The organism is Pseudomonas sp. 22072 (assembly GCF_052046095.1).
GTDB classification, from domain to species: domain Bacteria; phylum Pseudomonadota; class Gammaproteobacteria; order Pseudomonadales; family Pseudomonadaceae; genus Aquipseudomonas; species Aquipseudomonas paracarnis.
Genome location: NZ_JBQEQE010000004.1, coordinates 131,010 through 156,993 on the forward strand (window position 1 = coordinate 131,010; position 25,984 = coordinate 156,993).

Annotated in this window: 27 protein-coding genes and 1 pseudogene; 11 read left to right on the forward strand and 17 right to left on the reverse strand. The window is 61.3% G+C overall.

The genetic code is table 11. The annotated features are described in order from the left end of the window. Positions 1-50: 50 nt before the first annotated feature. The 4 genes from ACTJLA_RS05705 to ACTJLA_RS05720 all read right to left on the reverse strand — a co-directional run bounded on the left by ACTJLA_RS05705 (position 51) and on the right by ACTJLA_RS05720 (position 4,284). Complete coding sequence (locus tag ACTJLA_RS05705; RefSeq protein ID WP_072448293.1) at positions 51-2,234, reverse strand: xanthine dehydrogenase family protein molybdopterin-binding subunit; 2,184 nt, start codon at positions 2,232-2,234, stop codon at positions 51-53. Then, complete coding sequence (locus tag ACTJLA_RS05710) at positions 2,231-3,220, reverse strand: FAD binding domain-containing protein (protein ID WP_020301733.1); 990 nt, start codon at positions 3,218-3,220, stop codon at positions 2,231-2,233. Before ACTJLA_RS05710 ends, ACTJLA_RS05705 begins: the two co-directional genes overlap by 4 nt. After that, positions 3,217-3,741 (reverse strand): (2Fe-2S)-binding protein, encoded by a 525-nt coding sequence (locus ACTJLA_RS05715; RefSeq protein WP_034126942.1) that lies wholly within the window; start codon positions 3,739-3,741, stop codon positions 3,217-3,219. The genes ACTJLA_RS05710 and ACTJLA_RS05715 overlap by 4 nt, the downstream gene beginning before the upstream one ends. Before the next feature lie 96 nt (positions 3,742-3,837). After that, the gene (locus ACTJLA_RS05720) at positions 3,838-4,284 is read right to left on the reverse strand and encodes a DUF4879 domain-containing protein (protein WP_034127050.1); all 447 of its coding nucleotides are present in this window, start codon (positions 4,282-4,284) and stop codon (positions 3,838-3,840) included. A 188-nt stretch (positions 4,285-4,472) separates the two neighbouring features. On the opposite strand from ACTJLA_RS05720, the gene ACTJLA_RS05725 reads away from it, so the two are divergent. Continuing rightward, entirely contained in the window at positions 4,473-5,768 is a 1,296-nt protein-coding gene (locus ACTJLA_RS05725; RefSeq protein ID WP_003194342.1) for an NCS2 family permease, read from the forward strand. After that, the gene (trmA, locus tag ACTJLA_RS05730; protein WP_034126940.1) at positions 5,765-6,844 is read left to right on the forward strand and encodes a tRNA (uridine(54)-C5)-methyltransferase TrmA; all 1,080 of its coding nucleotides are present in this window, start codon (positions 5,765-5,767) and stop codon (positions 6,842-6,844) included. The genes ACTJLA_RS05725 and trmA overlap by 4 nt, the downstream gene beginning before the upstream one ends. A 116-nt stretch (positions 6,845-6,960) precedes the next feature. On the opposite strand, the gene ACTJLA_RS05735 is transcribed toward trmA, so the two are convergent. The 3 genes from ACTJLA_RS05735 to ACTJLA_RS05745 all read right to left on the reverse strand — a co-directional run bounded on the left by ACTJLA_RS05735 (position 6,961) and on the right by ACTJLA_RS05745 (position 8,162). Then, entirely contained in the window at positions 6,961-7,425 is a 465-nt protein-coding gene (locus ACTJLA_RS05735; protein ID WP_034126939.1) for a DUF2442 domain-containing protein, read from the reverse strand. Beyond that, positions 7,422-7,850, reverse strand: a complete 429-nt coding sequence (locus ACTJLA_RS05740; protein ID WP_181124032.1) for a DUF4160 domain-containing protein — start codon at positions 7,848-7,850, stop codon at positions 7,422-7,424. Before ACTJLA_RS05740 ends, ACTJLA_RS05735 begins: the two co-directional genes overlap by 4 nt. 84 nt (positions 7,851-7,934) lie before the next feature. Further along, positions 7,935-8,162, reverse strand: a complete 228-nt coding sequence (locus ACTJLA_RS05745; RefSeq protein ID WP_127881444.1) for a hypothetical protein — start codon at positions 8,160-8,162, stop codon at positions 7,935-7,937. Between the two features lie 39 nt (positions 8,163-8,201). On the opposite strand from ACTJLA_RS05745, the gene aroQ reads away from it, so the two are divergent. Together aroQ and ACTJLA_RS05755 are read left to right on the forward strand one after the other, a co-directional pair. After that, a complete protein-coding gene (gene aroQ, locus ACTJLA_RS05750) occupies positions 8,202-8,648 on the forward strand; it encodes a type II 3-dehydroquinate dehydratase (protein ID WP_060764077.1) in 447 nt (148 codons plus the stop codon). After that, complete coding sequence (locus ACTJLA_RS05755; protein WP_060764076.1) at positions 8,648-9,496, forward strand: shikimate dehydrogenase; 849 nt, start codon at positions 8,648-8,650, stop codon at positions 9,494-9,496. The genes aroQ and ACTJLA_RS05755 overlap by 1 nt, the downstream gene beginning before the upstream one ends. Before the next feature lie 53 nt (positions 9,497-9,549). On the opposite strand, the gene ACTJLA_RS05760 is transcribed toward ACTJLA_RS05755, so the two are convergent. Next, the gene (locus tag ACTJLA_RS05760) at positions 9,550-10,215 is read right to left on the reverse strand and encodes a TetR/AcrR family transcriptional regulator (RefSeq protein ID WP_054896166.1); all 666 of its coding nucleotides are present in this window, start codon (positions 10,213-10,215) and stop codon (positions 9,550-9,552) included. Between the two features lie 77 nt (positions 10,216-10,292). Further along, positions 10,293-12,194: a 3-dehydroshikimate dehydratase QuiC gene (quiC, locus tag ACTJLA_RS05765; RefSeq protein ID WP_034126936.1), complete on the reverse strand. Its 1,902-nt coding sequence runs from the start codon at positions 12,192-12,194 to the stop codon at positions 10,293-10,295. 226 nt (positions 12,195-12,420) lie between these two features. On the opposite strand from quiC, the gene ACTJLA_RS05770 reads away from it, so the two are divergent. Beyond that, positions 12,421-13,755, forward strand: coding sequence for an MFS transporter (locus ACTJLA_RS05770; protein WP_014720038.1), 1,335 nt, complete (start codon positions 12,421-12,423; stop codon positions 13,753-13,755). Here the strand turns inward: ACTJLA_RS05770 and ACTJLA_RS05775 are convergent, their stop codons facing one another. Further along, complete coding sequence (locus ACTJLA_RS05775) at positions 13,756-14,634, reverse strand: DMT family transporter (RefSeq protein ID WP_003194370.1); 879 nt, start codon at positions 14,632-14,634, stop codon at positions 13,756-13,758. It lies immediately after the preceding gene. A gap of 199 nt (positions 14,635-14,833) precedes the next feature. On the opposite strand from ACTJLA_RS05775, the gene ACTJLA_RS05780 reads away from it, so the two are divergent. From ACTJLA_RS05780 to ACTJLA_RS05790, 3 genes are read left to right on the forward strand one after another with little or no spacing between them, the layout of a single operon-like run. After that, the gene (locus ACTJLA_RS05780) at positions 14,834-15,247 is read left to right on the forward strand and encodes a lipoprotein (RefSeq protein WP_034126935.1); all 414 of its coding nucleotides are present in this window, start codon (positions 14,834-14,836) and stop codon (positions 15,245-15,247) included. Positions 15,248-15,292: 45 nt separating this feature from the next. Beyond that, positions 15,293-16,186 (forward strand): KPN_02809 family neutral zinc metallopeptidase, encoded by an 894-nt coding sequence (gene ypfJ, locus ACTJLA_RS05785; RefSeq protein WP_314551358.1) that lies wholly within the window; start codon positions 15,293-15,295, stop codon positions 16,184-16,186. Further along, entirely contained in the window at positions 16,187-17,161 is a 975-nt protein-coding gene (locus ACTJLA_RS05790) for a hypothetical protein (protein WP_089042496.1), read from the forward strand. A 132-nt stretch (positions 17,162-17,293) separates the two neighbouring features. Here the strand turns inward: ACTJLA_RS05790 and ACTJLA_RS05795 are convergent, their stop codons facing one another. From ACTJLA_RS05795 to ACTJLA_RS05805, 3 genes are all read right to left on the reverse strand, one after another. After that, on the reverse strand, positions 17,294-17,881 hold the full coding sequence (locus ACTJLA_RS05795; RefSeq protein WP_198863060.1) for an HAD family hydrolase: 588 nt from the start codon (positions 17,879-17,881) through the stop codon (positions 17,294-17,296). Beyond that, a complete protein-coding gene (gene tesB, locus ACTJLA_RS05800; protein WP_314551351.1) occupies positions 17,878-18,747 on the reverse strand; it encodes an acyl-CoA thioesterase II in 870 nt (289 codons plus the stop codon). Before tesB ends, ACTJLA_RS05795 begins: the two co-directional genes overlap by 4 nt. A gap of 159 nt (positions 18,748-18,906) precedes the next feature. Further along, positions 18,907-19,476 (reverse strand): GNAT family N-acetyltransferase, encoded by a 570-nt coding sequence (locus tag ACTJLA_RS05805; RefSeq protein ID WP_054896171.1) that lies wholly within the window; start codon positions 19,474-19,476, stop codon positions 18,907-18,909. A gap of 77 nt (positions 19,477-19,553) precedes the next feature. Between ACTJLA_RS05805 and ACTJLA_RS05810 the strand changes: the two genes are divergently transcribed. Beyond that, entirely contained in the window at positions 19,554-20,474 is a 921-nt protein-coding gene (locus ACTJLA_RS05810; RefSeq protein WP_032904157.1) for a histone deacetylase family protein, read from the forward strand. A 171-nt stretch (positions 20,475-20,645) separates the two neighbouring features. Continuing rightward, a complete protein-coding gene (locus ACTJLA_RS05815; RefSeq protein ID WP_314551344.1) occupies positions 20,646-21,872 on the forward strand; it encodes a TIGR03862 family flavoprotein in 1,227 nt (408 codons plus the stop codon). 110 nt (positions 21,873-21,982) lie between these two features. On the opposite strand, the gene ACTJLA_RS05820 is transcribed toward ACTJLA_RS05815, so the two are convergent. Beyond that, positions 21,983-23,317, reverse strand: coding sequence for a DEAD/DEAH box helicase (locus tag ACTJLA_RS05820; protein WP_034126931.1), 1,335 nt, complete (start codon positions 23,315-23,317; stop codon positions 21,983-21,985). 48 nt (positions 23,318-23,365) lie between these two features. Continuing rightward, the gene (gene yedA, locus ACTJLA_RS05825; protein WP_034126930.1) at positions 23,366-24,262 is read right to left on the reverse strand and encodes a drug/metabolite exporter YedA; all 897 of its coding nucleotides are present in this window, start codon (positions 24,260-24,262) and stop codon (positions 23,366-23,368) included. 160 nt (positions 24,263-24,422) lie between these two features. Here yedA and ACTJLA_RS05830 point away from each other — a divergent pair, with 160 nt between their 5' ends. Then, positions 24,423-24,884: an Lrp/AsnC family transcriptional regulator gene (locus tag ACTJLA_RS05830; protein ID WP_044268904.1), complete on the forward strand. Its 462-nt coding sequence runs from the start codon at positions 24,423-24,425 to the stop codon at positions 24,882-24,884. Between the two features lie 85 nt (positions 24,885-24,969). On the opposite strand, the pseudogene ACTJLA_RS05835 reads toward ACTJLA_RS05830, so the two are convergent. Continuing rightward, positions 24,970-25,233: pseudogene (locus tag ACTJLA_RS05835) on the reverse strand (acyl carrier protein). Beyond that, complete coding sequence (locus tag ACTJLA_RS05840; protein WP_252950810.1) at positions 25,223-25,789, reverse strand: hypothetical protein; 567 nt, start codon at positions 25,787-25,789, stop codon at positions 25,223-25,225. The pseudogene ACTJLA_RS05835 and the gene ACTJLA_RS05840 overlap by 11 nt, the downstream one beginning before the upstream one ends. Positions 25,790-25,984: the final 195 nt, after the last annotated feature.

A 25,984-nucleotide genomic window follows, 5' to 3' on the forward strand; every position in this document is an offset into this window, starting at 1 on the left:
GCAGGCAAGCCAGCTCCCACACTGGAACTTCATTGGTCTGACGGTTTGGGCTATAGCACCTTATCCAAGGTAATCGGAAACTCCCGAACCCGCTTGCCGGTGGCATGGTAAACCGCATTCGCCACCGCCGCCGCTACCCCGACAATGCCGATTTCCCCCACGCCCTTGGACCCGAGCGCATTGACGATCTCGTCGTGCTCTTCGACAAACAGCACGTCAATCTCGCCAATATCGGCGTTCACCGGGATGTGGTACTCGGCCAGGCTGTGGTTCATGTAACGCCCCAGCTCATGGTCGACCTGGGTCTCTTCATGCAGGGCCATGCCAATGCCCCACACCACGCCGCCAAGGATCTGGCTGCGGGCCATCTTGGGGTTGACCACGCGCCCCGCGGCAATGGCGCTGACCACACGGCTGACCCTGATGGTGCCCAGGTCTTCATCAACCCGCACCTCGACAAACACCGCCGAATGGGTCGCGCAGGCATAGCCCTGGCGCTTCTTGTCCGGCTCGCTGTCAACCTGTGCTTGCAGCACCTCCTCACCGCTGTCCTTGACCAGTTGCGCCAACGAAACACTCACATCACCGGCATGCAGTTGGCCCTCTTCAAACCGCACGGCTTCGGCGTCCTTGAACACCGGGTAGGTCTGCCGGGCGACCTGGAGCAACTTGGCATTCAGCGCTTCACAGGCTTGCTGCACCGCCGTACCCACCGAGGACACGGTAAACGAGCCGCCCTGCAACGGCGCCGTGGGCAACGACGAATCGCCCAGCACAAAACGCACGTCGGCCATGGCCACGCCGCTGGCCTGGGAGGCGATCTGGGTCATCACCGTGTAGGTGCCAGTGCCAATGTCGGTGGTGGCGCTGCTGACGGTGAGCTTGCCCTGCGCGTCGAGGCGCGCCTTGGCGCTGGCTTTCATCTGCATGGCCTCCCACACGCCGCCGGCCATGCCCCAGCCGATCAGTTGGCGGCCGTCACGCATGCTACGCGGTTCCGGGTTGCGTTGGTGCCAGCCGAAGCGTTCGGCGCCTTCGCTGTAGCACTCGCGCAGGGCCTTGCTCGACCAGGGTTTGTCTTCGTTCTGGTTACGTTCGGCGTAGTTGATCAGGCGCAATTGCACCGGGTCGATGGCCAGGGCACACGCCAGTTCGTCCATGGCGCACTCCAGGCCGAGCACGCCTAGTGCGGCGCCGGGGGCACGCATGTCCAGCGGGGTAAACACATCCAACGGCGCCAACTTGTACGTCAGTTGCACGTTGTCGCAGTGATAGAGCATGCCGCTCCACTCCACCACGTGCTCGCTGAAATCCTCAAAGCGCGACGTCTGGCCAATCGCGGTATGCCCCAACGCCAGCAAGCGACCATTGGCGGCGGCGCCCATCTGCAAACGCTGCAAGGTGCGCGGACGATAGCCGAAGGTGAACATCTGTTGGCGCGTCAGGGTGACGCGCACCGAGCGTTTGAGCGCCATGGCCGCCATCACCGCGAGCGGCAATTGGTATTGCGGGCGCAGGCCCGAACCGAAGGCGCCACCGACGAAAGCGGCGAAGATGCGCACCTGGCGCTTGTCCAAGCCGAAGACTTTTTGCACATAGGCCTGGCAGTTCTGCGGGCCCTGGGTCTTGTCGTGGATATGCAGAGTGCCATCGGACTGATACAGCACGGTGCTGGCGTGGGGTTCCATCGGGTTGTGATGCTCGATGGGCGTGCTGTAGTGCAGGTCCAGACTGATTGCGGCACCGGCCCATTCAGCTTCGAAGTTGCCTCGCGGTTCGGGCGGGGTCTGGGGCGACGGGTGCGCCGCCGCTTGCTGGGTGAGCAGGTCGGTTTCGAAGGTTTCGGGCGCGTAGTCGATCTGCACCAGCGAGCCGGCGTGCCGCGCCAGTTCGAGGTTATCGGCAATCACCAGGGCCAGGGGCTGGCCGCTGTAGAGCACGCGGTCGTTATACAGCGGACGAAAAGGCGAGCCATCGGCCGCATCGGCATCGGCGAACGCCTCGTCATAGCTGGCGATTTTCGGCCGGTTGAGGTGATGGATCACGTCCACTACACCGGGCAAGGCCAACGCCTTGGACGCATCGATGCTCAGCACCCGGCCTTTGGCGATAGTGCTCGACACCACGCTGCCATGCAGCAGGCCGTCCTCGGGAAACTCACCGGCATAGCGCGCTTGGCCGGTGACCTTGAGCAGACCGTCGACGCGGTCCAGGGGTTTGCCGATGGCGCTCATGGCTGTTCTCCTGCGACGGCGGCGTCGCTCAGGGCACGAATGATTGCTCGCCGCGCCAGCTTGACCTTGAAGCCGTTGTGTTCCAACGGTTCGGCGTCTTGCAGCAGGGCGTCGGCGGCGGCGCTGAAGGTTTCGCGGCTGACCGTGCGGCCAATCAGCAAGGCTTCCACTGCGCGGTCACGCCATGGTTTATGCGCCACACCGCCCAAGGCCAGGCGGGCGTCGATGATTTCATCGCCGTCCAGTTCCAAGGCGGCGGCCACCGAAACCAAGGCAAAGGCATAGGAGGCACGGTCACGGATTTTCAGGTAATGGCTGTGGCGGGCCAGGTGATCGGCGGGCAGCTCAATGGCCGTGATCAGCTCATCGTCGGCCAATTGGTTGTCACGTTGCGGCGCATCGCCTGGCAATCGATGGAAGTCGGCGAACTCGATCACCCGCGCACCGCCACGTCCCTCTACATGCACCCGCGCCGCAAGCGCCGCCAGGGCCACGCACATGTCCGATGGATGGGTGGCCACGCACTGTTCACTGGCGCCGAGGATCGCATGGATACGGTTCAAACCGTTGCGCGCCGGGCAGCCGCTGCCGGGCTGGCGCTTGTTGCACGGTACCGCGGCGTCGTAGAAGTAATAGCAACGGGTGCGCTGCAACAGGTTGCCGCCGGTACTGGCCATGTTGCGTAACTGCGGGGACGCCCCGGCGAGGATGGCCTGGGACAGCAACGGGTAACGCTGCTCAATGAGTGGGTGCCAGGCCAGGTCTGCGTTACTCACCAGCGCACCGATACGTAGGCCACCCTCGGCGGTCTCTTGAATGTCATGCAGCGGCAAGCCGGTGATGTCGATCAGGTGCTCGGGATGGCTGATGTTTTCCTTCATCAGGTCCAGCAGGTTGGTGCCACCGGCGATAAAGCGCGAGGCGGCGCTGCTCATCTGAACGGCCTGCTGCACATCGGTCGGCCTGCTGTAGTGGAAGGGATTCATGACTCACCTCCCTGGCGACGGCAGGCCGGCAGCGCGTCTTCGATGGCATCGCGGATGTTGTTGTAGGCGCCGCAGCGGCACAGGTTGCCGCTCATCAATTCCTGGATCTGCGCACGGTCGTGGGCGCGGCCTTCATTGGCCAGGCCCACGGCAGAACAGATCTGGCCGGGGGTGCAATAGCCGCACTGGAAAGCGTCGTGCTGGATAAAGGCCTGTTGCATGGGATGCAGTTGGTCGCCGTCGGCCAGGCCTTCGATGGTGGTCAATTCGGCGCCGTCGCACATCACGGCCAGGGTCAGGCAGGCATTCACGCGTTTGCCGTCACGCAATACAGTGCAGGCGCCGCACTGGCCGTGGTCGCAGCCTTTTTTGCTGCCCACCAGGTCCAACTGTTCACGCAGCAAGTCCAGCAAGGTGGTCCAGGGCAACACGTTCAGTTGGCGATCCTGGCCGTTGAGTGTCAGGCGTATCGGGTGGGCGACGAACGGCTGGGCCGCCGCGCCATTGGGGGTCGCGCTCATAAACACCTCACGGGTTGGTGTACGTCCGCGGCGTTCAGAAAAATCGCCGTCTTAGGGGTACGACTTCCCGGGGTTTTGAGCGTTCAAGATGATTGATCAGCGGATATTGAGCTGGGCTTTCAGGGTGTTTTGCGGCGGGTTGATCGAGGTATTGGTGAATTCGAACCAGCCCTGGGCCTGGACGTTCAGGTCGAACACATAGATGTAGCCCATCAAGGTGCCCACGCCGTTGCACGCCTCACTGATGTTGCCGACCTGGCACACCGCTGTGCGTTGCCCATTCAACTCTGCGCCGTTGAAGCGGCCCATGGGGCTGTTGCCCAGGCCCACTTCCATCACCGAGACCTGGGTGGGCCCGCGGTGCTCGCACATCTGGGTGGTGTTGACCCGCTCCGGGATCGCTTCGCTGCAGTTGGCCGATTCCACCTTGAACACCCGCACCTCGCTCAAGGCCGGTGCAGCCGCGCCCCATGCCGGTGCCGCGCCCAGCCACAGGCTGATACTGGCGATCAGAGCTAGACTCCACGGGTTGGCTTTTTTCATGCTGGCAATGACCCGGTATTGAACGTCGGCGCAGTATGCCTCAAGCCCATGCGCCACACAGCCTCGGCTGCTGGTATGATGCGCCGCTTTTTCCGATCCTCTCTGAAACCACAAGCGTTTGGCGCAGTTTGTGCTTTGACTTAGAGGTCAACAAATCACGACGCACACTAGCGTCACAGGGAGCCGGCATGCTGGAAAAGCTGTTTCAACTCAAAGCCCACAACACCAATGTGCGCACCGAGATTCTCGCGGGGATCACCACCTTCCTGGCCATGGCCTACATCCTGTTCGTGAACCCGAGCATCCTCGGCGAGACCGGCATGGACAAGGGCGCGGTGTTTGTCGCCACCTGCCTGGCGGCGGCCATCGGTTCGACCGTGATGGGCCTGATCGCCAACTACCCGATTGCCCTGGCACCGGGCATGGGCCTCAACGCCTTCTTCACCTACACCGTGGTCCTGCACATGGGCCACACCTGGCAGGTGGCGCTGGGCGCGGTATTCATTTCGGCGGTGCTGTTTTTCCTGCTGTCGATCTTCCGCATTCGTGAGTGGATCATCAACGCCATCCCCCTGCCTCTGCGCTCGGCGATTGCCGCCGGCATCGGCCTGTTCCTGGCGCTGATCGCCCTGCATAACGCCGGTATCGTGGTGAGCAACCCGGCCACCATGGTGGGCCTGGGCGACCTGAAACAACCGGCGCCGATCCTGGCCACCCTGGGTTTCGTGCTGATCGTCGCGCTGGAAGCCCTGGCCGTACGCGGCGCAGTGCTGATCGGCATCCTGGCGGTGACCGTCGCCTCCATCGTCCTGGGCTTCACGCCGTTCATCGGTGTGACCTCGGTACCGCCGTCCCTGGCGCCGACCTTCCTGCAGCTGGATATCAAGGGCGCGCTGGACATCGGCCTGGTCAGCGTGATCTTCGCCTTCCTGTTCGTTGACCTGTTCGACAACTCCGGCACCCTGATCGGCGTGGCCAAGCGCGCCGGCCTGATGGGCAAGGACGGCCATATGCCGAAAATGGGCCGCGCACTGATCGCCGACAGTACCGCCGCCATGGCCGGTTCCCTGCTGGGCACCTCGACCACCACCAGCTACATCGAATCGGCCGCAGGCGTGAGCGCCGGTGGCCGTACCGGCTTGACCGCCATCGTGGTCGCGATCCTGTTTTTGCTGGCGCTGTTCTTCTCGCCATTGGCCGCCAGCGTACCGGCCTATGCCACCGCGCCAGCCTTGCTGTTTGTGGCGGTGCTGATGAGCCAAGGCCTGGCCGAAATCGACTGGGACGACATTACGGTGGCAGCGCCGGTGGTGATCACCGCCCTGGCGATGCCCTTCACTTACTCCATCGCCAACGGCATCGCCTTCGGTTTCATCGCCTGGACCGCCATCAAGCTGCTTTCGGGCCGCTACCGTGAGCTGAACCCGGCACTGGTGATCCTGTCGATCCTGTTTGTGATCAAGCTGGGCTGGTTCAACGCATGACTTTTGACGCCGCAAGCTACACCGCTCAACTGCAAGACAAGGTCACGCGCCTGCGTGACCTGCTGGCACCGTTCGACGCGCCTGAGCCGCAGGTCTTCGACTCGCCGCTGCAGCACTTCCGCCTGCGTGCGGAGTTCCGCCTGTGGCGCGAAGGCGGCGAGCGCCACTACGCGATGTTCTCCCAGGAGGACAAGCGCACGCCGATCCTCATCGAAGACTTCCCCATCGCCAGCCAGCGCATCAACCAGTTGATGCCGCAACTCAAGGCCGCCTGGCAAGCCAGCGCTGCCCTGAGCCACAAGCTGTTCCAGGTGGAGTTCCTCACCACCCTGGCCGGCGACGCGATGATCACCCTGTGCTATCACCGCCCGCTGGACGAACATTGGCACACCGCCGCGAACAAATTGGCCGCTGAGCTGAATGTGAGCATCATCGGCCGCTCCAAGGGCAAGCGCGATGTGATCGGCCACGACTACGTGGTGGAGAAACTCGACATCGGTGGGCGCACCTTCAGCTATCGCCAACCCGAAGGCGCGTTCACCCAGCCCAACGGCACGGTGAACCAGAAGATGCTCAACTGGGCCTACGAAGCGCTGGGCGATCGCCCGGACGATTTGTTGGAGCTGTACTGCGGCAACGGCAACTTCACCCTGCCGCTGGCGACCCGCGTGCGCAAGGTGCTGGCCACCGAGATCAGCAAGACCTCAGTGAATGCGGCCCTGAGCAACCTGGATGAAAATGGCGTGGATAACGTCAACCTGGTGCGCCTCTCTGCCGAAGAACTCACCCAAGCCCTGAACGAAGTGCGCCCGTTCCGCCGCCTGCACGGCATCGACCTGAAAAGCTACGAGTTCGGTAGCGTCTTCGTCGACCCGCCCCGCGCTGGCATGGACCCGGACACCTGCGAGCTGACCCGGCGCTTCGACAACATCCTGTACATCTCCTGCAACCCGGAGACGCTGGCGGCGAATATCGCGCAACTGCACGACACGCACCGGATCACCCAGTGTGCAATGTTTGACCAGTTCCCGTGGACGCACCATATGGAGTCGGGTGTGTTGCTGACCCGCCGATAAACCTGTGGGTTGTAGGAGCGAGCTTGCTCGCGAAAAACGTCAACGATAACGCGTGCTTCCTGGATGAACGCGGTGCCTGTGGGGTTTTCGCGAGCAAGCTCGCTCCTACTGTTTATTCAAGTGTCTGTTGTCTCTGGGGGCTGCGGTACTTCCTTGCGTGGCCGGCCACCCTTCTTGCCATTGGCCCGGGCCGCTGCGGTCTTGGCCGCGCTGCTTTTGCGACCATTGCGCGATGCCACCAGGCTGGTTGCCAGGTCCATCAGCGGCTGGCTTGTAGCGATCAACCCTGTGATCGAAACATCCAGGTCCTGCGCTTCACAGCTAATCGCCTTGCCACCGAACGTCACTTCCAGTTGCTGGAAATCCTTCTCTGAAAACCCTTCGAACTCCGGCAGGCCAGCCACCGGCAACACAACGCGGCTGCCATCGCTGAAACCAATGGAGAGGCAATCGTTTTCATAACGTACGTTACTGGCGTTGGCGTACAGGCGTTTCAACCTGCGTCCTCGGGCGATTGCCTTGTCAACGTCGGCTTCAGTGAGAGGTACATAAGGTGTGACTTTGGCTTTTATGATTTTCATAAATTAATCCCCACGCAATCTGGCGCTCTTACCAGATTCAAAATAGTCCGTTGCGCTATGACATCGTGCCTGGCGCTGGCGATGACATAGACGCCGTGTCGAATGACCAATCCTGGAACCAACTCACCAGCGTCCCAATTCCAGGAATGATTCTCCAGGCAAACCGTCTGCAGTTTTTCCCACCAAATCCTGCGTGCCCGCGCCAAGTAGTGCCGCTGCATGATCGCCCCGCGTATCTCCTTCAGAAGTGCTGCGGGTGGCCGCCTCCGTTCAGGCTCTACATCCCACAACTCAACTTCCCCATCCAGGAAACTGAAACGAAACCGCGCATCCCATCCCTTGCCCCTGACATGCACATGGGGCGGGCAATGCTCATCCCTGATAAACACCGAAATGACATAGCCTTTGTAAGCACCTACTCTCATCGTAACCCATCCGTTAGGTTATTTTCCGTCAGGTAACAATTTCCCTCTGCCACCCGACAACCGGCTCCTATTCCCGAAGCTGTTTCACAGATTAGTAACCACAAAAAACCCGGCGAATGCCGGGTTGTAACCAGTGATGCCAACGACTGGAACGACCCGGCCAATGCTCGAAAGTCCTCCTCGTTCAGCAACCTCGCGCAATACTTCAACCGAATGCACGTCAGCCGGTGATCCAGCAATTGCATTGATTAAACGTTCGATCACCGAACAGATCCGCAGCCATCCATTGACCAAATTAACCAACCAGTACATTTTGACTCCACAACCAATAAGAACTGTGGAGAAGCCTCTATGCCGCCCATCGTGCTGGTGCTCAACGGCCCCAATCTCAACCTGCTCGGCACTCGCGAGCCTGCCACTTATGGCCATGAAACCCTGGCCGACATTGCCGCCTTGTGTGGTCGCAGCGCCGACAAGCTCGCGCTGAAGATCGAGTTTCGCCAGACCAACCACGAGGGCGAATTGCTCGACTGGATCCACGGCGCCCGCAACCGCTGCGCGGGTATTGTGATCAACCCGGCGGCCTGGACTCACACTTCGGTCGCGATCCGCGATGCCCTGGTGGCCAGTGAAGTGCCGGTGATCGAAGTGCATTTATCCAACGTGCATGCCCGTGAAGCCTTTCGTCATCACTCGTTTGTGTCACCGATCGCCCAGGCCGTGCTGGCCGGGTTTGGCAGCCATGGCTACCACCTGGCACTGGAACATTTCAGCCTGACGCTGAAGGGACGCACCTGATGAAACCACGCATTCTCGCCGGCCTGATCGGCGCCGGCATCCAGGCCTCACGCACCCCGGCACTGCATGAGCAGGAAGGCGACGCCCAGGGCTTGCGCTACCTGTATCGCCTGATCGACCTGGAGCCGCTGCACCTGGACCTCAACGCCCTGCCGGAATTACTACGGGCCGCCGAGCTGATGCACTTCACCGGGCTGAACATTACCTACCCGTGCAAGCAGGCGATCCTGCCTTTGCTCGATGAGCTCTCCGATGAAGCCAGGGGCATTGGTGCGGTCAACACCGTAGTGTTCAAGGGTGGCAAACGCATCGGTCATAACACCGACTGCCTGGGGTTCGCCGAAGGCTTTCGGCGCAACTTGCACAACGTACCGCGCCAACGCGTGGTGCAGATGGGCGCCGGTGGTGCGGGCGCGGCAGTGGCCCATGCACTGTTGGCAGAAGGCGTGGAGTACTTGAGCATCTTCGATGTCGACCGCACTCGCGCCCAGGACCTTGTGGATAACCTTGCCCAGCAGTTCGGCATCGGTCGCGCTCAAGTCGGCAGCCACTTGGAAAACGCCATGGCCGAAGCCGATGGCCTGGTGAACACCACGCCGATGGGCATGGCCAAGCTGCCCGGCACGCCTGTGCCTGCGGCGTTGTTGCGGGCTGAATTGTGGGTGGCGGAAATTGTGTACTTCCCGCTGGAAACCCAACTGCTGCGCGACGCACGCGCATTGGGTTGCCGTACCCTGGATGGCGGCAATATGGCGGTGTTTCAGGCGGTGAAGGCGTTTGAGTTGTTCAGCGGCGAAGTGGCGGATGCAGACAGGATGCTGGCGCACTTCCAGAGCATGAATATCTAGGGATGCAACCCCATCATGATCGTTCCCACGCTCTGCGTGGGAACGATCAGTTCTCAGGCTTGCAGGTAGCGCAACACCGACTCGCAAATCATTTCCCGATGGCGCTGCTTGATCGCCTCATCCGACAGCTCGATCTGGAAAATCTCGCTGAAGGTGTGCCGGTTGGACACCCGGTAGAAACTGAACGAGTTGATCAGCAAGTGCACATCCAGCGGCTCCAGCCCTTCGCGAAACAGCCCCAACTCAGCCCCGCGGCGCAAGGTCTCCCCCAACCCTTCCAGGATTTTGCTGTTCATCGCCTTGATGGTGTCGGTGCGCTTGACGTACTCGGCGTTGTGGATATTTTCGATGCTGACGATGCGCACGAAATCCACATTCTGGTCGTGGTGATCGAAGGTGAATTCCACCAGCCGGCGAATCGCCTCACGCGGCTCCAGGGCGGTGAGGTTCATGCGCGTTTCAGTGTTGCGGATATCGCCGTAGAGCTTCTCCAATACCTCGACGTATAACTGCTCCTTACTGCCGAAGTAGTAATAGATCATGCGCTTGGAGGTATGGATGCGCTCAGCGATGGCGTCTACGCGAGCGCCGGCCAGGCCCTGTTGAACAAACTCGACAATGGCTTCCTGGAGAATATTCTCCCGGGTCTTTTCCGGATTGTTCTTGCGACTCTTGCGCGGTGCGTCAGCTACCGCGGGGAGATCGGGACTCGAGGTCATGGTGCGCTCACGGCCATTGTTGTGCAGGCGCTGATTATGGGCCGCGGCGCTCCCCGAAGGAAGCACCTGCCTTGCGGTTATAGCCGAGCCTGGCGTACCGCCCCACTGCGCGACTTGGCCATCGCCGCCAGACGCACCGCCACGTTGGCCGCGCCGTAGCCGGCATAGCCATTCTTGCGCTGGATGATCTCGAAGAAAAACCGCCCCTCGAACGCCTCGGTGTACACATGAAACAACTCACCGCCCTGGGCGTCGCGATCGTAGAGCACGTTGTAATACGCCAACTCACTGAGGAACTCATCGTCGAAATCGAAGCGTGCCGCCAGGTCGTCGTAATAGTTGAGCGGAATATCCAGCAACGGCACACCGGCCTCTTTGGCCCGGCGTACCTCGGCAAAAATATCCGCGCAATCGAAGGCAATGTGGTGCACGCCCGAACCGCGATAGCTGGAGAGCGCGTGGGAAATCGCCGTGTTGCGGTTTTCGGAGATATTCAACGGCAGGCGAATCGAACTGCAACGGCTGCGCAATGCGCGGCTTTTCACCAGGCCGTAGGGGTCGGGCAGGACCACTTCGTCATCGGCTTCGAAATCCAGCAGGCTTTTGTAGAACAACACCCAACTGTCGAGGCTGTCGGCCGGCAGCGCCATGGCCATATGGTCGATGCGCAGCAAGCCGCCACTGGCGGGTGCAGCCGTTTGCAGGTTGAAATCGGTGTCGTACAGCCCGCCTTCGCTGGGGTCGACCAGGTAAATCAGGCTGCCATCCGGTGCACGCACGGCGGCCAATTCCAGCTCGTTGGGGCCGACCAGGCCGCGATAAGGCTGGCCCTTGTAGGCCACCGCCCGCTCCAGGGCCTTGGCACTGTCCTTGACCCGAATTGCCGTGGCGCACAGCGACGGGCCGTGGGCCTCGAAAAAGTTGTGGGCGAAGGAATAGGGTTCGCAGTTGAGGATCAGGTTGATGTCACCCTGGCGCAACAGGCTCACATTCTTGGAGCGATGCTGGCCGGCCCTGGCGAAACCCAGGCGCTCCAACCAGTGGGTCAGTTTGGCGCCGAGGCTTTCGTCCACGGCAAATTCAAGAAACTCGATACCGTCGTATTCGCTGGCCGCCGGAGTTTCAAACAGGATATCCACGGGCGCAGCGGGGGCTTCTTCAGCCAGGCGCTGGCGGGTTTTTTCTTCCAGGTACAACAGTGACCGCAAGCCATCCGCCGCATTCGCGCGGGTCGGCGCAGCGCGGAAACCGTCATTGAAAATTTCCAGGGACAACGGCCCGGTGTAGCCACTCTGGATGATCGGCGCGAGAAAGCCCGCCAGGTCAAATTCGCCCTGGCCTGGGAAGCAGCGGAAATGCCGGCTCCACTCCAGCACATCCATGGCCAGGATCGGCGCGTCGGCCATTTGCACAAAGAAAATTTTGTCGCCGGGGATCTGCGCGATGCCACTCGGGTCGCCCTTGAGCGACAAGGTGTGAAAGCTGTCGAGCAACACGCCCAGGCTTGGGTGATCGACCTGGCGCACCAGGTTCCACACCTGTTGCCAGGTGTTCACATGCTTGCCCCAGGCCAACGCTTCATAGCCGATGCGCAGGCCGCGCTTGCCCGCATGTTCGGCCAGCAGGCTCAGGTCATCGAGCAGAATGCGTTCGTCGCCCACGCTGTCGGCCGAGGCGTTGCTGCACACCAATACCAGATCGGTGCCCAGCTCCTGCATCAAGTCAAACTTGCGTTCGGCACGCTCCAGATTGCGTGCCAGGCGATCACGGCGGCAGCCTTCGAAGTCGCGAAACGGCTGGAACAGGGTGATGGCGATGCCGAGGTCGGCGCACATCTGCCGGACTTCCCGAGGGCTGCCGTCGTAATACAACAAGTCGTTCTCAAAGATCTCCACCCCATCAAACCCGGCGGCGGCGATGGCTTCGAGTTTTTCCGGCAGGGTGCCGCTCAAGGACACAGTGGCAATAGAACGTTGCATGGAAGACTCCCGGCAATTGTTGTTTGTGGCAAATTATTCGCCCCCAGCCTACAGGCAGCAATTAAAATGTACGAACCGGTTAGTTTTTGGTGCGATTATCGAACACTAAGCCTCTTTGGCGAATTGACGACTTTTTAACCACTGCGCACCATCGACCGGGCAATTCGCTCACGCAACAAAGACCCAGAACACACCATAAGAATTTCAAAAAACGGGTACAAACCTCATGCCTCTGCAAAATTCAGCCCTGGCCGCGCGCCCGGGCAACCCGCACGCCGGCATCGGCGACAAGATCCGCGGTGCCCTGGCCGTGGGTAAAACGCGCTGGGGCATGCTGGCCCTGGTGTTCTTCGCCACCACCTTGAACTACATCGACCGCGCCGCCCTGGGCGTGATGCAACCGATCCTCGCCAAGGAAATGAGCTGGACGGCGATGGACTACGCCAACATCAACTTCTGGTTCCAGGTCGGCTACGCCATCGGCTTTGTGCTGCAAGGCCGCTTGATCGACCGGGTCGGCGTCAAGCGCGTGTTCTTCTGCGCCGTGCTGCTATGGAGCCTGGCCACCGGCGCCCATGGCCTGGCCACCTCGGCGGTCGGCTTTATGGTCTGCCGGTTTGTCCTCGGGCTGACCGAAGCCGCCAACTACCCGGCCTGCGTCAAGACCACACGCTTGTGGTTCCCTGCGGGTGAACGGGCAGTGGCCACCGGCATCTTCAACGCCGGCACCAACGTCGGCGCGATGATGACGCCCATGCTGCTGCCGTTGATCCTGCACGTGTGGGGCTGGCAGGCAGCGTTCCTGTGCATGTCGGCACTCGGCGGTATCTGGCTGGTGCTCTGGGGCTTGAAGTACTACAACCCGGAAGACCACCCCACCGTTAAACAATCCGAACTGGACTACGTGCAACAGGAAGTCGAGCCGGAACAACCCCGCGTGCCGTTCAGCCGCATCCTGCGCATGCGCGGCACCTGGGCCTTCGCCCTTGCCTACTCGCTCACTGCGCCGGTGTTCTGGTTCTACCTGTATTGGCTGCCGCCGTTCTTGAACCAGCAATACAACCTGGGCATCAACGTGACCCAGATGGGCATTCCGCTGATCATCATTTACCTCACCGCCGACTTTGGCAGCGTGGGCGGCGGGATCCTGTCGTCATTCCTGATCGGCCGTGGGATGAACTCGATCAAGGCGCGGCTGTTGTCGATGTTGCTGTTCGCCTGCTGCATCGTCGGCGTAATCATGGCGGCCGGCTCCAGCCAGCTGTGGGTCGCGGTGTTCGCCATCTCCCTGGCCATCGGCGCGCATCAGGCCTGGACCGCCAACATCTGGAGCCTGGTGATGGACTACACGCCCAAGCACATGATGAGCACGGTGTTCGGTTTCGGCGGCATGTGCGCGGCCATCGGCGGCATGTTCATGACCCAGATCGTCGGCCATATCCTCACGGTGACCAACAACAACTACACGGTGTTGTTCACCCTGATCCCGGCGATGTACTTCATCGCACTGGTGTGGATGTACTTCATGGCGCCGCGCAAGATCCCCACGGTAGACGTTTAACTAACGCCGCCGCTGCTGCCAGGCAGCGGCCAACCCGCTCATGCAGATCACCCCGATACCCACCACCGTGGTCATATCGGGGGTATGGCTGAACACCAGCCAGCCCAACAACCCCGCAAACACGATCTGGCAATAGCCAAACGGCGCCAGCAAGGCCGGCGCCGCGAAGCGGAACGCCTGGGTGAGCATCAGGTGCGCGGTCATCCCGCAGGTGCCCAGCGCCAGCATCATCACCGCGTGCCACAACGTCGGCACTTGCCAGAAGAACGGCACCATCGCACTCATCACCAAGGTGTTGCACAGGCCGGCGAAGAAGTTGCTGGTAGTCGGGCTGTCGTATTGGCTGAGGATGCGCGTGAGCAACTGGTAGAAGCAGAAGAACAGCGCCGAGCACAGCGGCAGCAGTACCGCCGGGGTAAACAGCTCGCCGCCGGGGTGGATAATGATCACCACGCCGATAAACCCGCAGATCACCGCCAGCCACTGGCCACGGGTCACGTGCTCACCGAGCAACGGCACCGACAGCGCCGTCACCAGGATCGGCGCAAGGAAGTTAACCGCTGTAGCTTCGGCCAACGGGATGTAATGCAGCGCTGTGGTGAAGAACAGGCTGGTGCCCAACAGGCATAACGCCCGCACCACCTGCATGCCCGGCCGCTTGCTGCGCAACACGCGCAAGCCCGATTGCGGCAGGAAGATCCCGGCCATCAGCAAGGTGTGCACCATATACCGCGCCCACACCACCATCACGATCGGGTAAAACCCGGCCAGGTATTTGGACAAGGCGTCGTGGCTGGAGAACAGGAACGTCGCCAGCACAATCAGCAGGATGCCTTTGAACGGATGGTTGACGCCGGAGAGCGGGGTACTGACAGTCATTGAATTCTCTTGTGTGGCGAGCGGGACGCTGAGCGCTGAACCAAGTCGCGCTCAACCCGGTAATCTAGCAGCCGGGCCGGAGTCTGCCCCAAGAGCATAACCAAACACCGGGCGAACAGCGCACTAAATCGATGGATCCGAGTCCAACGCTGCACGCTCGCCCCGGCGTTGCACACTTTTTAACCAAGGCCTTGCCGCTATGAAAAAAATCCTCTTTGCCCTGTCTGCCCTCGCCCTGCTCGCCGCCTGCGATAAAACCCCGAAAGAAGCCCCCAAGCCCGCGCCCGCCTCCGTGCAAGCGACCCTGGTGCCCGAAACCCCGCCCACCGATAAATGGGTCGGCAAGTGGGTCGGCGTCGAAGGCTTGCACCTGACCATCGCCAAGGACGACAGCATTGGCCGCGGCCACTACCTTCTCACCATGCAATATGGCCTGGACGCCGATGACGCCGGCACCTTCAAAGGTGAGGCCGCTGAAGACGGCATCGCCTTCACCCGCCCCGACGGCCCGCAGTTGTTGCGCGCTGGCGATGGCGCTGCCACCGGCTTGAAGTGGCTGGCAGATAAAAAAGACTGCCTGATCGTCGCCACTGGCGAAGGCTATTGCCGTTAATACCGACCATAATCAATCACGGTTAGCACACAGAGGATTGCTCCCATGCTATGGAAAAAAGGCCGACGCAGCGACAACGTGGTGGATGCCCGTAACGACAGTGGCGGCGGCGGTGGCGGTGGCGGTATGCGCTTCGGCGGCGGCAAGGGCCTGAGCCTCACGGCCATCGTGCTGATCGTCGGCGTTGGCTGGCTGACCGGCCAGGACCCGATGCAGATTCTTGGCCAATTGACCGGCCAGATGGAACAGGCGCCGTCGGTCAGCACCCAGCCGCGTCACGCGCCGCCAGCCAACGATGAGCAAGCCGACTTTGTGCGCGCTGTGCTGGGCGATACCGAAGACACCTGGGGCCAGGTGTTCCAGGAAAATGGGCTGGCCTATAAGAACCCGAAACTGATCCTGTTCCGTGGCCGGGTGAACTCAGCCTGTGGTGGCGCCACCTCGGCCAGCGGCCCGTTCTACTGCCCGGCTGACCAGCAGGTGTACCTGGACCTGGATTTTTTCCGGGAAATGTCGCAACGCTTCCAGGCCGCCGGTGATTTCGCCCAGGCCTACGTGATCGCCCACGAAATCGGGCACCACGTACAAACGTTGCTGGGCATCTCGTCCAAGATCCAGGCAGCGCGCCAACAGGGTCGGCAGATGGAAGGCGACGGTGGCCTGCTGGTTCGCCAGGAACTGCAAGCCGATTGCTTTGCCGGCGTGTGGGCCAACCATGCGCAAAAACGCCTGAACTGGCTGGAACCCGGTGATATCGAAGAGGCCCTGAACGCAGCCAATGCCATCGGCGATGACCGCTTGCAGCAACAGGGGCAAGGACGCGTGGTGCCGGACTCGTTTACCCACGGCACCTCGGCGCAACGGGTACGCTGGTTCAAGACCGGCTTCGCCCAGGGCCAGATCACTCAATGCGATACCTTCGCGGCCAAGAGTCTCTAAATGATCAAACGGTTGGGGTTACTGCTGGGTGTGCTCGTGTCCTGTTGCACCTTCGCGGCTGAACACGGCGTCAAGGTGGTCAGCCCCGATCGTTTTCATCTGGAGGCCGGCGACCTCAGCCTGGGCCTGAGCCAAAACTGGGGCCAGCCGCTGCCCAAGGTCACGCGCGCATTGATCATCGTGCATGGCCGCCTGCGCAATGCACAAACCTACCTGCAAAGCGGGATCGACGCCGCCGAGCATGCCGGGGTGGGCGGCAGTACACTGGTGATCGCGCCGCAGTTTCTCAATCAAGCCGACGTGAAACGCAACCACCTGGGCGACGAGGTAGTGCGTTGGAAGGGTAACGACTGGATGGCCGGCGAAGCGTCCACCGGCCCAGGGCAGATCAGCTCTTATGGCGCTCTGGACCAGATCATCAAGCACTTGGGCAACCGCAAACTGTTCCCGGCACTGAAAGAAATCGTGGTCGCCGGGCATTCCGGTGGCGGCCAAGTGGTGCAGCGCTTCGCCCTCACCGGCCACGACCACCCATTGCTCAATTCCGAGGGCATCCGCCTGCGGTATGTGGTGGCTAACCCGTCGTCCTATGCGTACTTCAGTCCGCAACGCCCGGTGACGTTCGACATTGCCAATTGCCCAGGCTTCAACGACTGGAAGTACGGCATGCAAAACCTGCCGGATTACGTGGGGGGCCGAGGTGCCCAGCAGCTGGAACAAGACTACGTCTCACGCGACATCACTTACCTGTTGGGCCAGCAGGACACCGACCCCAACCACCCGGCATTGGATAAAAGCTGCGAAGCCGAAACCCAGGGTGCGTATCGACTGCTTCGTGGCCACAACTACTTTGACTACCTCAAGCAGCGGCATCCGCAGTTGGGCCACCGGCTGGTAGAAGTGCCGGGGGTGGGGCATGACGGGGATAAGATGTTTACCTCGCCAGAGGGAGAAAAGGTACTGTTCGCTCAGTAGCACCTGAAGGAACCCCATCAAAATGTGGGAGCTGGCTTGCCTGCGATGACGGACTGTCAGTTGATAAAGTGTCAGCTGACCCACCGCTATCGCAGGCAAGCCAGCTCCCACATTTGCTCTCTGTCGCCCGGGTTAGATCATTCGGCGCAACGCCGCACAATCCTCGGCATGCCAATCCGCCAACTCCGGCCAAGGGTTCTCCGGCAAGTTCACCAACACCGTCCTGGTGCCCGCTGCCCGGCCACAATCCAGGTCAAAGCGATAATCCCCCACCATCACCATTTCGCGGGGTGCTACGTCCCAAGCCGCCGCCAGTTTCAGCAACCCACCGGGATCCGGCTTGTGCGGCGCATCATCGCGCCCCAGCACGTCCTCAATGGCAAAGCAGTCCGCCAGGCCTATCGCCTCCAGGGTGATATGGGCCAGCTCCCGCGCATTACGGGTCAGGATCCCCAAGCGATAACCGCGCCCGGCCAATTCGCGTACCAGCTCAACGGCACCTTCGGCCGCAATGGAACCCAGCGCCAGCTCGCGCTCATGCTCCAGCAACCAGGCATGTTTGGCCTGCGCGACATCTGCCGGCAATGTCGCGAGGTGCGTGAGAATGTCGTCTTCAGGCGGGATCTGCAGCGCCACGCGGATCGCCGCAAAATCATGCACCGCCACCGTGAGGGTGCCGTCCATGTCGAACACCCAGTGCTTCACGTCGCAGAGGCTCATGCCCAATCCTTGCGATGGCGAATCAAACCTTCCTGGGTCACCGACGCCACCAGTTGCCCGGCGCGGTTGTACACGCTGCCCCGGGAGAAACCCCGGGAGTTGCCGGCCCACGGGCTGTCCATGGCGTACAGCAACCAGTCATCGGCACGCAGGTCGGCGTGGAACCACAGCGCGTGATCGAGGCTGGCGACCTGCATGTCTTTCTGCCACACGGTCTTGCCATGGGGCAGCAGCGAGGTGGTCAGCAGGCCGAAGTCCGAGGCGTAGGCCAACAGGTACTTATGCAGCGCCGGCGTGTCCGCCAAGGCACCGTCGGCACGAAACCACACGTACTTGACCGGGTCGGACGGCTGCGGGTTGAACGGGTCTTTTTCGGTGACCGGGCGCACTTCAATGGGCTTGGGGCACAGCAACTTGTCGCGCATGTGCTCGGGGATCAGGTGCGCACGTTGCTGGGTCAGCTCCAGCTCCGACGGCAGGTTTTCCGGGCCCACTACCACCGGCATGGTGGTCTGGTGCTTGAAGCCTTGTTCGTCGTACTGGAACGAGGTCGTGCAGGTGAAGATCGGATTGCCCTTTTGAATTGCGGTGACACGACGCGTGCTGAAACTGCCACCGTCGCGCACGCGGTCCACCGAATACACCACCGGCAACGCGGCATCGCCAGGGCGCAGGAAATAACCGTGCAGGGAATGCACATGCCGCGCTTCTTCTACGGTCTGGCTGGCCGCCGACAGCGACTGGCCGAGCACTTGGCCGCCGAACAGTTGGCGAAAGCCCAGGTCCTGGCTGCGGCCGCGAAAGAGGTTTTCCTCGATCGGCTCCAGGGTCAGCAAGTCCACCAGATCTTCCAATACTTGGCTCATTCAAACTCTCCTCAAAGCAAAACGGTATCCACCTGTAGGAGCGAGCTTGCTCGCGAAGGTCGTTAACGATGACGCAGCGCTTCTGGTTTACCGCAGCGCTCTTGCGTTCTTCGCGAGCAAGCTCGCTCCTACGGGTTTCTGTTGAGCATGACCGCCTGCTTATCCGTGCAGCGTGTCCAACCATTGGGCGCGGGTGATGCGGTACAACACGTGAGGGCGCAGCGGGTCACCGGCTGCGACTTTCGGGTGTTCAAAATCTGCCTGCGGATCGTAATGCATACCGATGGCCTGCATGACTTTTTGTGAGGGCAGATTGGCTTCAGTGGTGAAGGCCAGGATTTCGTCCAGTTGCAAGCGGTCAAAACCACAGCGCAACGCTGTCCAGGCGGCCTCACTGGCATAACCCAGGCCCCAATGTTCGCGGGCCAGGCGCCAGCCGATCTCCACCGCTGGGGTAAAGCCGGCTTCGAAGCTGACATTCGCAAGGCCCGTCAGGCCGATAAATTCACCAGTATCCTTGCGCTGCAAAGCCCAAAACCCAAACCCATATTCAGCAAAATGCCCGCGAATCCGGCCGATCAACGCTGCGCTCTCCAAGTGGCTCAATTGAGCCGGGAAGTAACGCATTACCTGCGGGTCGGCGCACATGCGCGCAAAGTCCGGCAGGTCGCTGTCGCGCCATTGGCGCAGCACCAAGCGTGCACTTTCCAATTCCAGTATCGGCTCCATGGGTCCCCCCTGCCTTGCCATGTGCGTGAGTGTACAGCGCTGTTAAGATCCGTCGCAGGTTCCCGTCAGAAAATCCCATGCCCTTGCCATTGATCTACCACGAAGACTACAGCCCTGAGTTCCCGGCGGACCACCGGTTCCCCATGGACAAGTTTCGCCTGTTGCGTGACCACCTGGTGGACAGCGGCCTCACCGAAGACAGCCAATTGCTGCGCCCGCCGCTGTGCCCGGCAGACATTTTGGCCCTGGCCCATGAACCTGGGTATATCGAACGCTACATGAGCGGCGAACTGTCCCGCGAGGACCAACGCCGCCTTGGCCTGCCGTGGAGCGAAGCCCTGGCCCGGCGCACGGTGCGTGCGGTGGGCGGCTCGATCCTGGCCGCCGAACAAGCCCTGGAACATGGCCTGGCCTGCCATTTGGCCGGTGGCACCCACCATGCCCATTACGATTATCCGGCGGGTTTCTGCATTTTTAATGACCTGGCGGTGATCAGCCATTACCTGTTGGCCAACGGCCGGGTCAATCGCGTGCTGATCTTCGATTGCGACGTACACCAGGGTGACGGCACCGCACGCATCCTGCACGACACGCCGGACGCCATCACCGTGTCGCTGCACTGCGAAAAGAACTTCCCGGCACGCAAGGCCCAGAGCGACTGGGACATCCCGCTGCCCATGGGCATGGGCGATGCCGACTACCTCAAGGTGGTGGATGACGCGCTCAACTACCTGCTGCCGCTCTACCAGCCGGATCTGGTGCTGTACGACGCCGGCGTGGATGTGCACAAGGACGACGCCCTTGGTTACCTCAAGCTGACAGATGCAGGCGTCGCCGCCCGTGATGAAAGCGTGATGCGCCACTGCCTGGGCCGCGACATACCGGTGATGGGCGTGATCGGTGGCGGCTATAGCAAGGACCGCCCTGCCCTCGCCCGCCGCCACGGCATCCTGCACCACAGCGCGCAGCGGGTATGGACGTCATCAGGCTGTCATTGAAGTGTGAGCGTTACCCACAATGCCTGTGGAACGGCCTGTGGATAACTTGAGCGTAAGCGGCTACAAGCGTTTGACCGCATGGCCTGTAGGAAAGTGTACGTTTTTTGATCAGGCAGCGGCGTCGTGGTCGGGTAGAATGCTCGGCCTATTCACATCACCGTAGCCCTGCCCATGCCTCAGACTTCTGCCCACCACGTCTCCATTATCGGCGGCGGCCCCGCCGGGCTGATGGCCGCCGAAGTCTTGAGCCAGGCTGGCGTGCGCGTGGACCTGTACGACGGCATGCCGTCGGTGGGGCGCAAGTTCCTGCTGGCAGGCGTGGGCGGCATGAACATCACCCACTCCGAGGCGTACCCGGCGTTCCTGTCGCGCTACGCCGAACGCGCCCCGCACATGGCGCCGCTGCTGCGCAGCTTTGGCGCCGAGGCGTTGTGCGAATGGATCCATGGCCTGGGTATCCAGACCTTTGTCGGCACCTCCGGTCGCGTATTTCCTACCGATATGAAAGCCGCGCCACTTTTGCGCGCTTGGCTCAAGCGTCTGCGGGAGCAAGGTGTGGTTATCCACACCCGGCATCGTTGGACGGGTTGGAATGACGAGGGCGATTTACTTATCCACAGCCCGGACGGCGAAAAAGTTGTCCACAGCGACGCCGTGCTGCTGGCCCTGGGCGGCGGCAGCTGGTCGCGATTGGGCTCCGACGGCGCATGGCTCAACCTGTTTGAAGGCAGAGGCCTGCCCTATGTGAGGCTACAACCGAGCAACTGCGGGTTTGATGTGTCGGCATGGAGCGAGTTGATGGTCAGCAAATTCGCTGGCGCGCCGTTGAAAAACGTCGCCATTGGCCTGGGGGATGACAAACCTCGGCTGGGCGAATGCGTGATCACTGCCACCGGTATCGAAGGCAGCTTGATTTACGCCTTATCGGCGCCGATTCGCGAAGCGATCAACCGCGACGGTGCGGCCACGGTGCATATCGATTTGCTGCCCAGCAAGCCGCTGGACAAGGTGCAGGCCGCATTGGCCAAGCCCCGTGGCTCGCGGTCGATGAGCAAGCATTTGCACAGTCAGCTGGGGTTGGATGGCGTGAAAGCGGCGTTGTTGCGCGAGCTGACGCCTGCTGAACACTTCACCGACCCGGCGCAATTGGCGGTGGATATCAAGGCGTTGCCGCTGACGTTGGTGAAAACGCGGCCGATGGATGAGGCGATCAGCACGGCGGGTGGTGTGCCGTTTGAAGCGCTGGATGAGCGGTTGATGCTCAAGCCGTTGCCTGGGGTGTTTTGTGCGGGGGAAATGCTCGATTGGGAAGCGCCGACCGGTGGGTATTTGCTGACCGGGTGTTTTGCCAGTGGCCGGGCGGCTGGGCTGGGGATGTTGGAGTGGCTCCACCGCTGATCGTTCCCACGCTCTGCGTGGGGATGCCGCCAGGGACGCTCTGCGTCCCACTTTAGGTTCGTGACGCAGAGCGTCACAGGATGCGTTCCCACGCGCGTGGGAATGATCAATCACTTCTTCTTACGCGGCCCAGTATTAAACACCGGCACCTTGCGCACCGGCTTGATCGACGGCTCAGCCGGGGCTACTTCCCCACTGTCCACCCACTTGCCCAGGTTGCGCTTGCCGCCACCGCCGGACGCCTTCGGCTTCTTCGGCTTTTTCGGTTTCTTCACCACCTGCCCGCTGGCATCGGTGTCCGGCACGCGGTGCTCCGGCTCGAAATCCGGTTCCATCTTGCGGGTGAGGGTCTGACGGGTCAGCATCTCGATGGCCGAGAGCATGTTCACCTCATCGGCACACACCAGGGAAATCGCCTCACCGGTGTTGCCCGCACGCCCGGTACGGCCGATACGGTGGATGTAGTCCTCGGCCACGATCGGCAGGTCGAAGTTGACCACCAGCGGCAGGTCTTCGATATCCAGGCCACGGGCCGCCACATCGGTGGCCACCAGGATTTGCACTTCGCTGGCCTTGAAGCGGTCCAGTGCGCGTTGGCGGGTGGCTTGGGGTTTGTCGCCATGAATACCGTCGGCGTTGATGCCCAGGCCCTGCAACTTGTCCACCAGGGCGTCTACGCCGTTGCGGGTCTTGGCGAACACCAGCACTTGCTTCCAACGGCCTTTGCGCATGAGGTGCACAAACAGCTCCGGCTTGCGCTTCTTGTCCACCGGCACCACCCACTGCTTGACGGTGTTGGCGGCAACGTTGCGTGGGCTGACTTCGATGCTCAGCGGGTCGTTGAGCATTTGCCCGGCGAGCAGGCGGATGTCATCGGAGAAGGTCGCGGAGAACAGCAGGGTCTGGCGCTTTTTCGGCAGCATGCGATAAATGTTGGCAAGCTCTTCGGAGAAGCCCAGGTCGAGCATGCGGTCGGCTTCATCCAGCACCAGGGTTTGCAGCTGGTTGAGCTTCAGCGCGTTCTGGCGGAACAGGTCGATCAGGCGGCCAGGGGTGGCGACCAGAATGTCGACGCCTTTGCGCAGCTTCATCATCTGCGGGTTGATGCTCACGCCGCCGTACACCGCGTAAGTGGTCAGCGGCAGGTGTTGGGCGTACTCGGCAACGCTGGCATGAACCTGCTCGGCCAGTTCACGGGTGGGGCACAGGATCAGCGCACGCGCCGAGTTGGCGGCGACTTTCGGCCCTTCCATGGTCAGCAGTTGCAGCAGCGGCAAAGCGAAACCTGCGGTCTTGCCGGTGCCGGTCTGGGCCGCGGCCATCAGGTCGCGACCGGCCAGCACTGCCGGAATGGCTTGCGCCTGCACCGGCGTCGGGGTCTGGTAGCCAAGCGTCTCAAGGGCGCGCAGCAAGGGTTCGATCAGGCCAAGGGTGGCGAAAGTCATGTAGTTACCGTAGGAAAAATTCAGCGCAAGGGCGTAATGCGCGGCAGTTTACCTTATTTCGGGTTTGGGCTTGCGCCATTGGGGCAGGCTGATCAGCAACACCGCGCTGATGATCACCAGCATTGCCAAGGCTTCTTCCAGGCCGATGCTCTCACCCACGAACACAATCCCCAGCAACACGGCGACGGCCGGGTTCACATAGGCGTAGCTGGTCGCCGCCGCCGGGCGTACGTGCTTGAGCAGGTACATATAAGCGTTGAAGGCGATGATCGAGCCGAACACCGTGAGGTACGCCAGGGCCAGCCAGCCTTCCAGCGGCGGCATGGCCTGCAGGTGCTCGCCGGACAGCGCGCTGACGATCAGCAGCGCCACACCGGCCACGAGCATTTCCGCGGCGCTGGCCATGGCGCCTTGGGGCAGCGGCAAGTGGCGGCTCCACACCGAGCCGAAGGCCCAGGACGCCGCCGCCATCAACAGCAGCACCGCGCCCAGTGGGCTCGACTGCAAGGTACTGCCCATGTTGAGCATGGCGATGCCGATGATCCCCAGCAGCACGCCTGCCCATTCCAACCGCGTATTACGCGCGCCCCAGAAAAAACCACACAGCAAGGTAAACAGCGGCACCGTCGCCACCGCGAGCGCAGCCACGCCGGACGACACGCCCATATGTTCCGCCACGCTGACGCCACCATTGCCCACGGTGAGCAACAAAATGCCGATCATCCCGGCCGCCTTCCACTGCGGCCAGGTCGGCGCCGGCACCCCGCGCCATCTGAGGAAGCCATACATCAATACCCCCGCCGTGCAAAACCGAATCCCCGCCAGCAACAGCGGCGGCCAGTACTCCACGCCGATACGGATCACCAGGTAGGTGGAACCCCAGATCACATACAACGCAAAAAAGGCGGCGATCAACGGTAAGGGAAAGCGACGTGGGCCAGGCATTGGGCGGCTCTATGGCAGGAAATGGGAGACTTATTCTAGAAACGAAGGTGGATAAACTTAAGTTACAAAACCTGTTTAAAACGCCAATACACTTCTCAAACCATGGTTATCAAGGCTATAAACCGTGCTTTCGAAAGCCACGCGCAACCGGAGCCTTATCATGGACAAATACGACCGCATGCTCCTCAGCGCCCTGCTTGAAGATGGCCGTGCTTCCTACGCGCAACTGGCGCGCACCGTGAACCTTTCCGCCCCCGCCGTGGCCGAACGCGTGGCCAAGCTTGAGGCCAGCGGCGTGATCACCGGCTACCAGGCCAAGGTGGATTTATCCAAAGTGGGCTTGCCGATTCAATGCGTGATTGAGTTGCGGCTGACCAACCATGGCAGCCAAAAGGTGTACGACGCCCTGGCGGAGATACCCGAACTCACCGAATGCCACCGGGTCACGGGCGACCCATGCGTGATCATGCAAGCGGCGGTGGGCTCGATGCCCGAGTTGGAAAACCTGATTAATCGGGTAGCGAAGTTCGGCTTCAGCAAGACCTCGATTATTCTGTCCAGCGCCATAGAGCGGCGGGTGCCGTTGGGGCAGTTGGACACCAATGGCAAAAATGCTGGCTGAGCGATCGTTCCCACAGGGATCGCGTACTGCCCGAGCGACGCGGTCAACTGTGGGAGCTGGCTTGCCTGCGATGGCGTCAGTGGCCTCACCGAAGAGTCGAACGCTGGACGATCAAATCGACTATCTGCTCGATGGTCGTGATGTGATCCCAATCCTCCTGCGTCGCTTGCAGCTTGAACTGCCACTTGATCTACATGACAAAGCAGGTCACGTCGTCATCAATGATGTCGAAGTCATGGATGAAATCGGTTTGCTCCGTCACTTCGCTTCGGTCGATAAAACCGATGATATCGACGAATAGCTGGATCACTTTTTCGCTGATGTCGGCTCTTGCCAAGCTACCTTCCATTTCTCGCCTCATAGGCACACTTACCAATACTGACCAGGTCAAAGACTGCAAGCCCGGCAGCGACGAAGGGCATGCCCCGCCCGATGATGCCGAATACCCGCACCGTGCCAAACGTTGCCTTTGCCATTCTGTCCATGGTGGGTTGCCTGATCAACGTACGAGGGAAAAAGCGCATTCCGATCAGGCTAGCCAGGTTCGTGGTTTTGCTGGAGCCGACGTGAACCCAAGCACCCACCACAATTTTGCTTATGGGTATGCCCGCCGCGTCAGTGATCACTGTGGCTGCCGTGAGGCCGTAGTGTTGCTGTGTACATTTCCAGAGTTCATCAAACGTCGTATCGGGCGCAACGGGGTCAGCGTGAATCGGCTTGAGTAACTGGTAATGAGGGCCATGACTCCAACCTGGCAAACTCGGCAACACCATGACTGCCGGGCAGCTTGTCATCGTGTTGCCCACATGAAACGCCATGCTTGAACTGGAACCCAGATCAATGCCATTTGATTCAAGTTCCAACTTGCTTCGCATGATCGCTGTATGAAGGTCGCTTTCCTGCATGTTCTTTGTCCCTGTGCGTGAATGACACACAGAATGGTAGGTCGCAGTAAAACGTGATGGATGAGTAAAGAAGAAAACCAGAAAGGTCCTAACTCATAGCCGGATTTGACCTACCGACCATTCAGCGCTCAGGTGCCTTGTTTGCGTCGGATTCGGTAGCCAGTCTCGCCCTGTCATCGAATGCTTGGTGACCGG

Excerpts from the sequence above, each read along its gene's own strand:
- ACTJLA_RS05705 (WP_072448293.1), bottom strand. The coding sequence starts at position 2,234 with ATGAGCGCCATCGGCAAACCCCTGGACCGCGTCGACGGTCTGCTCAAG.
- ACTJLA_RS05710 (WP_020301733.1), bottom strand. The coding sequence starts at position 3,220 with ATGAATCCCTTCCACTACAGCAGGCCGACCGATGTGCAGCAGGCCGTT.
- ACTJLA_RS05715 (WP_034126942.1), bottom strand. The coding sequence starts at position 3,741 with ATGAGCGCGACCCCCAATGGCGCGGCGGCCCAGCCGTTCGTCGCCCAC.
- ACTJLA_RS05720 (WP_034127050.1), bottom strand. The coding sequence starts at position 4,284 with ATGAAAAAAGCCAACCCGTGGAGTCTAGCTCTGATCGCCAGTATCAGC.
- ACTJLA_RS05725 (WP_003194342.1), top strand. The coding sequence starts at position 4,473 with ATGCTGGAAAAGCTGTTTCAACTCAAAGCCCACAACACCAATGTGCGC.
- trmA (WP_034126940.1), top strand. The coding sequence starts at position 5,765 with ATGACTTTTGACGCCGCAAGCTACACCGCTCAACTGCAAGACAAGGTC.
- ACTJLA_RS05735 (WP_034126939.1), bottom strand. The coding sequence starts at position 7,425 with ATGAAAATCATAAAAGCCAAAGTCACACCTTATGTACCTCTCACTGAA.
- ACTJLA_RS05740 (WP_181124032.1), bottom strand. The coding sequence starts at position 7,850 with ATGAGAGTAGGTGCTTACAAAGGCTATGTCATTTCGGTGTTTATCAGG.
- ACTJLA_RS05745 (WP_127881444.1), bottom strand. The coding sequence starts at position 8,162 with ATGTACTGGTTGGTTAATTTGGTCAATGGATGGCTGCGGATCTGTTCG.
- aroQ (WP_060764077.1), top strand. The coding sequence starts at position 8,202 with ATGCCGCCCATCGTGCTGGTGCTCAACGGCCCCAATCTCAACCTGCTC.
- ACTJLA_RS05755 (WP_060764076.1), top strand. The coding sequence starts at position 8,648 with ATGAAACCACGCATTCTCGCCGGCCTGATCGGCGCCGGCATCCAGGCC.
- ACTJLA_RS05760 (WP_054896166.1), bottom strand. The coding sequence starts at position 10,215 with ATGACCTCGAGTCCCGATCTCCCCGCGGTAGCTGACGCACCGCGCAAG.
- quiC (WP_034126936.1), bottom strand. The coding sequence starts at position 12,194 with ATGCAACGTTCTATTGCCACTGTGTCCTTGAGCGGCACCCTGCCGGAA.
- ACTJLA_RS05770 (WP_014720038.1), top strand. The coding sequence starts at position 12,421 with ATGCCTCTGCAAAATTCAGCCCTGGCCGCGCGCCCGGGCAACCCGCAC.
- ACTJLA_RS05775 (WP_003194370.1), bottom strand. The coding sequence starts at position 14,634 with ATGACTGTCAGTACCCCGCTCTCCGGCGTCAACCATCCGTTCAAAGGC.
- ACTJLA_RS05780 (WP_034126935.1), top strand. The coding sequence starts at position 14,834 with ATGAAAAAAATCCTCTTTGCCCTGTCTGCCCTCGCCCTGCTCGCCGCC.
- ypfJ (WP_314551358.1), top strand. The coding sequence starts at position 15,293 with ATGCTATGGAAAAAAGGCCGACGCAGCGACAACGTGGTGGATGCCCGT.
- ACTJLA_RS05790 (WP_089042496.1), top strand. The coding sequence starts at position 16,187 with ATGATCAAACGGTTGGGGTTACTGCTGGGTGTGCTCGTGTCCTGTTGC.
- ACTJLA_RS05795 (WP_198863060.1), bottom strand. The coding sequence starts at position 17,881 with ATGAGCCTCTGCGACGTGAAGCACTGGGTGTTCGACATGGACGGCACC.
- tesB (WP_314551351.1), bottom strand. The coding sequence starts at position 18,747 with ATGAGCCAAGTATTGGAAGATCTGGTGGACTTGCTGACCCTGGAGCCG.
- ACTJLA_RS05805 (WP_054896171.1), bottom strand. The coding sequence starts at position 19,476 with ATGGAGCCGATACTGGAATTGGAAAGTGCACGCTTGGTGCTGCGCCAA.
- ACTJLA_RS05810 (WP_032904157.1), top strand. The coding sequence starts at position 19,554 with ATGCCCTTGCCATTGATCTACCACGAAGACTACAGCCCTGAGTTCCCG.
- ACTJLA_RS05815 (WP_314551344.1), top strand. The coding sequence starts at position 20,646 with ATGCCTCAGACTTCTGCCCACCACGTCTCCATTATCGGCGGCGGCCCC.
- ACTJLA_RS05820 (WP_034126931.1), bottom strand. The coding sequence starts at position 23,317 with ATGACTTTCGCCACCCTTGGCCTGATCGAACCCTTGCTGCGCGCCCTT.
- yedA (WP_034126930.1), bottom strand. The coding sequence starts at position 24,262 with ATGCCTGGCCCACGTCGCTTTCCCTTACCGTTGATCGCCGCCTTTTTT.
- ACTJLA_RS05830 (WP_044268904.1), top strand. The coding sequence starts at position 24,423 with ATGGACAAATACGACCGCATGCTCCTCAGCGCCCTGCTTGAAGATGGC.
- ACTJLA_RS05840 (WP_252950810.1), bottom strand. The coding sequence starts at position 25,789 with ATGCAGGAAAGCGACCTTCATACAGCGATCATGCGAAGCAAGTTGGAA.